The sequence below is a fragment of the Fischerella sp. genome (genome assembly GCF_013388695.1).
GTDB lineage: Bacteria > Cyanobacteriota > Cyanobacteriia > Cyanobacteriales > Nostocaceae > PCC9605.
On the sequence record NZ_JACAEU010000056.1, the window covers coordinates 1 to 5178 of the forward strand.

At 43.5% G+C, this 5178-nt stretch carries 9 protein-coding genes, 1 pseudogene and 1 riboswitch; of the genes and pseudogenes, 3 read left to right on the plus strand and 7 right to left on the minus strand.

What is annotated here, in order from left to right; translation table 11 throughout:
• Positions 1-93: 93 nt before the first annotated feature.
• The 7 genes from HXY43_RS08135 to HXY43_RS08165 form a co-directional block, all read right to left on the minus strand.
• Positions 94-492: a HEAT repeat domain-containing protein gene (locus tag HXY43_RS08135; protein WP_290882042.1), complete on the minus strand. Its 399-nt coding sequence runs from the start codon at positions 490-492 to the stop codon at positions 94-96.
• Positions 474-797 (minus strand): CU044_2847 family protein, encoded by a 324-nt coding sequence (locus HXY43_RS08140; protein ID WP_290882043.1) that lies wholly within the window; start codon positions 795-797, stop codon positions 474-476. Before HXY43_RS08140 ends, HXY43_RS08135 begins: the two co-directional genes overlap by 19 nt.
• Before the next feature lie 69 nt (positions 798-866).
• Positions 867-998: a hypothetical protein gene (locus HXY43_RS08145; RefSeq protein WP_290882044.1), complete on the minus strand. Its 132-nt coding sequence runs from the start codon at positions 996-998 to the stop codon at positions 867-869.
• Positions 999-1163: 165 nt separating this feature from the next.
• Positions 1164-1292 carry a hypothetical protein gene (locus HXY43_RS08150; RefSeq protein WP_290882047.1) on the minus strand — a complete coding sequence of 43 codons (129 nt, stop codon included), beginning with the start codon at positions 1290-1292 and terminating at the stop codon, positions 1164-1166.
• Positions 1293-1311: 19 nt separating this feature from the next.
• On the minus strand, positions 1312-1872 hold the full coding sequence (locus HXY43_RS08155; protein ID WP_290882049.1) for a hypothetical protein: 561 nt from the start codon (positions 1870-1872) through the stop codon (positions 1312-1314).
• Positions 1873-1951: 79 nt separating this feature from the next.
• Positions 1952-2356 carry a hypothetical protein gene (locus HXY43_RS08160; RefSeq protein ID WP_290882051.1) on the minus strand — a complete coding sequence of 135 codons (405 nt, stop codon included), beginning with the start codon at positions 2354-2356 and terminating at the stop codon, positions 1952-1954.
• 108 nt (positions 2357-2464) lie between these two features.
• Positions 2465-2704: a hypothetical protein gene (locus HXY43_RS08165; RefSeq protein WP_290882053.1), complete on the minus strand. Its 240-nt coding sequence runs from the start codon at positions 2702-2704 to the stop codon at positions 2465-2467.
• Positions 2705-3002: 298 nt separating this feature from the next.
• On the opposite strand from HXY43_RS08165, the pseudogene HXY43_RS08170 reads away from it, so the two are divergent.
• From HXY43_RS08170 to HXY43_RS08180, 3 genes and pseudogenes are all read left to right on the plus strand, one after another.
• Positions 3003-3239, plus strand: a pseudogene (locus HXY43_RS08170) (tyrosine-type recombinase/integrase); the annotation flags it as partial.
• Positions 3240-3430: 191 nt separating this feature from the next.
• Positions 3431-3574, plus strand: a riboswitch (cobalamin riboswitch).
• A 265-nt stretch (positions 3575-3839) separates the two neighbouring features.
• Entirely contained in the window at positions 3840-4019 is a 180-nt protein-coding gene (locus tag HXY43_RS08175; RefSeq protein ID WP_290882055.1) for a hypothetical protein, read from the plus strand.
• Positions 4020-4090: 71 nt separating this feature from the next.
• Positions 4091-5110, plus strand: a complete 1020-nt coding sequence (locus HXY43_RS08180) for a methyltransferase domain-containing protein (RefSeq protein WP_290882058.1) — start codon at positions 4091-4093, stop codon at positions 5108-5110.
• Positions 5111-5178: the final 68 nt, after the last annotated feature.

Consider the following 5178-nt stretch of genomic DNA (forward strand, 5'->3'; position numbering starts at 1 on the left):
ATCTGGGTTATATCGAGGCGAGATACAATAGTGGACATTGCTGAGACACCTTGTTTATTTTTGCTTATATGACAGTCTCAGCCTTTTTTGTGCCTAAATCAACCCGTCGAACTCACGTTCAGTTATGTTTTCAAATTTAAATTCATCTTCAGTTGACTCAAGCAGTTGCACTAAGGTTGCGATCGCAGTTGAATTACCAGGGTTAATTTTCCCTAACTGGTAAGCTACTTCCAAACATATGTCTTCATCTTCAGTCGAAGAAAGCAGTTGTTCTAAGGCTGCTATCGCTTTTGGATCACTAATAGCAACTTCGCCTAAGTATCTCACTATTCGCAGATGAGTTTGTTCGCTTTTAGTTGACTCCATCAGTTGAACCAATGTTGAGATCGCAGTTGAGTTGCCAGGGTCGATTTTTCCTAAGCTATTTAATGCTTGGCTTTGAATATGGCTCTGAGTTGACTCAAGCAGTTGTATTAAAGCTGCGATTCCCACTCCAGGGAAATCTCTAAATTCGCTTTCCCCGTTCCTCGGACAATGGCAGCCACCAAGCTTCCTTGTTCAATGCCAATTTCCAGCCCATATTTGACACTGGCTTTTGTCGGTTTCACCTGCTCTAAGGATGCGGTAATCGCCGATGCGATCGCCTGGATCGAATCCGTGACCGTCTTGAAGGATTTCACGTCGAACCCCACGTCCTCTCGTCCCGTTTGAGCCACTTCTACCCAAACAATCATGCCGTCTACTTCAGCAGGAACCTTTGTTGTTCGTTCTGAAAAATCGTCCGCTGTAAAAGTCATATCGCTCCCCCCCTCGACAAGGCTTATATTCTCACCTGCCTCAATTGAGACCACCCTTGAGTCCCAAAATTATGCCCCTTTCACTCGTCCCACATGGATACCGCGATCGCGGTGTCTGAAGCGTTTTCCTAAAGGTTGAACTGCTTTAGGCAGTGGTTGGTTGCGAGAGTGCTTCTCAGATAATGGTTTACGAGTTTTCACAAAACCGCCTCCTTGATAACTGTAGAGGCTACATTTCTATTTTCGCAGGGTTGCTCTGGCTGGTGAAAAGTCTATAGAAATCTTGAGATTGCTTGGTTGGGAACAATGCGATCGCCTGACTGACACGCTTATGTAGCCGAATACTGAAGGCCGAAATCAGCAAATTCAAAGGATGTCCCGACCGATAGCCGAAGCCGCATAACGTTCCCCTTCAGCGGCGGCTAGTAATCTTTGTCTCTCCACAGAGATCTCCCAACCGTCCGCTGCAAGGGGGTTGTTAGGCTGTTTGAACAAACTTTACAGAAATTAGCGATTATTCTACTCTTTCTAGAATTCCCTCTGCATTAGAATAAGTGGCCTTGTAAGCAAGTCTGCCATCTGGAAGCAACCGGAAAAGCTCTCCCGCTCCAGGTTTGCAGATATTTGGATCGCTTCTGGCATCAAAATTACTAACATCAAACTCGTAATAATTACTCTTTATACTTACAAACGAGATTTCGCCGTAACAGGGAACTTCAGGAACACTGATATAACCACATTTTTGATTGAGACTACAATCCTGGTTGACTTCGACATTAATAGGGAAGGAAGTTCCTGAAGGTTCCTTGGCTACACCTGACCATTTACCCAAGGGTATATTTGCTATTTCTGGTTGTACTGGGACAGAAGTGGAAGAAGAAGATGGGGTTGGTGATGTTACCACTTCTGAAGAAGGAGCAGTAGGAGATGGACTTGGTGAAGGTTGCTTGCTGTGCAGCGTAGTAACTACAGTCACAATGCCGCCAATTAGGGCTACTGCAATAGCACTAATTGCAGTCCATGCCTCTTTGCTTAAACCTTGCTGCTTTCCAGATTCCTTTTCTTGATCAGTCATGCACTACCTCTTGCTCAAGTAAGAATCACCAAACTTTACTCGTAAGTTGGTGCAAAGTTAGAAGCAGAGTGGCAAAAAATTAAGGACCAACGCGGGTTACTCTCATACAACCCCGACCATCATTGTAAACTTGCAGAATTACATACTGATTTGATTGAACTAATAGACTTACATATTGAGCCGCATTTGTGTTATAGTCGCAGATTGTAGTCGGTTCACCAGGTCTCAGTGCTCGATCTGACCAGGTACACTCACCAGGAGATACCCCCTGAGGTGCCGCACCATCTGCTGGTTGAAATCTAATTTGCACGCCATCGCTACCATCATTGACGATAGATAGCGTACCACCACCACGACAAGTCATTGGATAACTCTGAGGAAGGGGTGGCGCAGGTTGAGTATATGCGGTGTCTGCAACTGCCAGAGTTGCAGTAAAGATTGTAGCAATAGCAGTTAATTTGGAGAACTTGCAGAGTAATGTCATTTTTTGATGCCTTTTACACATTGGTTTAACATTCTTACTGATAGATATAGACACTCTTAAATCTGAACAGGTGATTCAAATCAAAGACTTTGATTCGGTACTCTTCCGTTAATAGTCTGGTACTCCTGAAGTTCGGACTACTTCAGTGGTGTTTTGTACTACTTGGCGAACCCAATTGATATCGTCGCCAACGCCTGCGATGATTGCCACTGCACGTTGATCAGATCCGCGCTCAACACAGGTAATAGCAAAATAAACTTGCTGGTCGATCGAAAAACCCGATACCTCGTCAGGAGTAACACGAACGTCGCCGAGTGAACGACGAGCGCCATTTTCTGCCTCCCTCATACAGCCCGCAAAGGTCTTCTGAGTGGTGATAACTTTGATCCACCATAAAGAGGCTGCTTTAGCGGATGAGGCAACTAAAGGGGTAACGGTGAGCAAAATAGTGAGGACAGAAACCACAAATCCACGCATTATAGGGTTCCTCAGGTTATTTCTTAAAATAAGATCGGAGCTAAAGTTCTCTGTCTTAAGGAATACTCCTTCTAGAAATATGTAAGATTAAGCTTGATTTTGAAATTACCCTCAAGGGTACTATTGAGAAGTTTTGCGTACTTCCCAATAGATAACCTAAATACAGGCCCTACATGAAAGTAGTTTACAAAAAGCTTTAAAACAAGCAGTTCGTCAAGCTGGTATTCAAAAAAAGGTGGGTTGTCATACGTTTCGCCACAGTTTTGCTACTCATTTATTACAAAACGGCTATGACATCCGTACTGTGCAAGAATTACTGGGACACAAGGATGTAAAAACGACGATGATTTATACCCATGTTCTTAATCGGGGTGGTAAAGCTGTTCGTAGTCCTTTGGATGGGTAAACTGTGGTCACAGCACTGAGTAAAGAGCTGGATACTGGAGAAGCAAAAGTGATCGCTCTAGCAGTCGAGATTCCAGCTGATCAAGTTTTGATTGATGAACGCTGAGGTCTGACTATGAAAAAGTTTTAGTCAGTTTTAACTGACTTACGCTATATGGGGTAGGTGCAAGTTAAGAGTTGATCGATTGTGTTAAAATTCAAAAGGATATCGGTTCTAGTGGGGGTCAGCCACTAGAGGTAACGGGGAAAGTCCGGTGTGAATCCGGCACTGTCCCGCAGCTGTAATCAAGGCTTGCCTTGTAAGTCAGAATGCCCGCCGAATTTAACTTGTAAATTTTATACATCTGCGAGGCACGGATGGTTTATTACACGACAATCATCAGGTCTAATATTTTGAAAGCACCGCATATTAAAACGCTACAAATGGCGGCTTTCCACGAAATCAGTAATTAATTAATATCAAACTGCAATTAGTAATTACTTTGTTAGTACTCAGGTAATTTTTTAAACTTTGAAACCAGAAAATTTTTGATGAGGTATGGCACTAACTTTCGCTTGCCATATTTTGTATTTTCGTTAAATTCTAACTCGGTAAATCATCATGCCGAAATTTTATCTTCATCGAACTGGGAAGATTCCTACTGCTGTTCATCCTTTTGTCAAACAAACAGGTTTTAGAGAAGCTCAGCAGAAACCCTTTCTAGATCTCAGGAAAATGATTCGAGGTTGGCAAAATATTGCAAGTTCAAGCTATAGGAAAATTGCCCGAAGCGATCGCTAGTCTCATTCGGGATGAACCATAAATAAACCAAAATCTATCAACTATTAGCTACAGAAAAATCTTTCACAACAATGTCAACTCTATTACTCTATTTTGTAATTAGTTCCGTTCTAGCTTTACTAATCGGAATTACAGCTTATTTCCTAACTGCCCGCAAGTATCAATCCTCAGCCACAGTCGCCAATTCCTACGACCAATGGACGCTTGACGGCATCCTAGAGTTTTACTGGGGAGAACACATTCACCTCGGTCACTACGGTTCGCCGCCACGACGCAAGGATTTTTTGGTTGCTAAATCTGACTTTGTACACGAAATGGTAAAGTGGGGTGGTTTAGATAAATTACCACCTGGTACTAGCGTCTTAGATGTTGGCTGTGGGATTGGGGGTAGCAGTCGGATTTTAGCGCGAGATTATGGATTTGCCGTCACAGGAATTACCATCAGCCCACAACAAGTAAAACGCGCCCAGGAGTTAACACCCCAAGAACTAAACGCCCAGTTTGCAGTCGATGATGCAATGGCATTGTCGTTTCCAGAAGCCAGTTTTGATGTAGTTTGGTCAATCGAAGCAGGCCCCCATATGCCCGATAAAGCTGTTTTTGCCAGAGAATTAATGCGGGTGCTAAAGCCTGGTGGAGTCTTAGTTGTCGCTGATTGGAATCAAAGAGATGACCGCCAAAAACCACTAAATTTTTGGGAGAAACTAGTAATGCGACAACTGCTAGATCAGTGGTCTCATCCGGCTTTTTCTAGCATTGAGGGATTTTCTGAACTTTTGGCAGCTACAGGATTAGTCGAAGGTGAGGTAATTACGGCTGATTGGACGCAAGAAACCCTTCCTTCTTGGTTAGATTCGATTTGGCAAGGGATAGCTCGACCAGAGGGATTGGTGCGTTTTGGACTATCTGGTTTTGTCAAATCTGTGCGCGAAGTGCCGACATTTCTGCTGATGCGTTTGGCGTTTGGTACAGGGCTGTGCCGATTTGGCATGTTCCGCGCTGTGCGGACAAATTCACGTACAGAATTGATGGATAGAAACTTTGGCGTTGCTGAATTTGGTCATGAATTATGTGTGCATACATTTTTGTAGTTCGATGCCAAATCATTGTAGAGACGTAGCAATGCTACGTCTCTACATACCCGTGAATTGTAAATTCA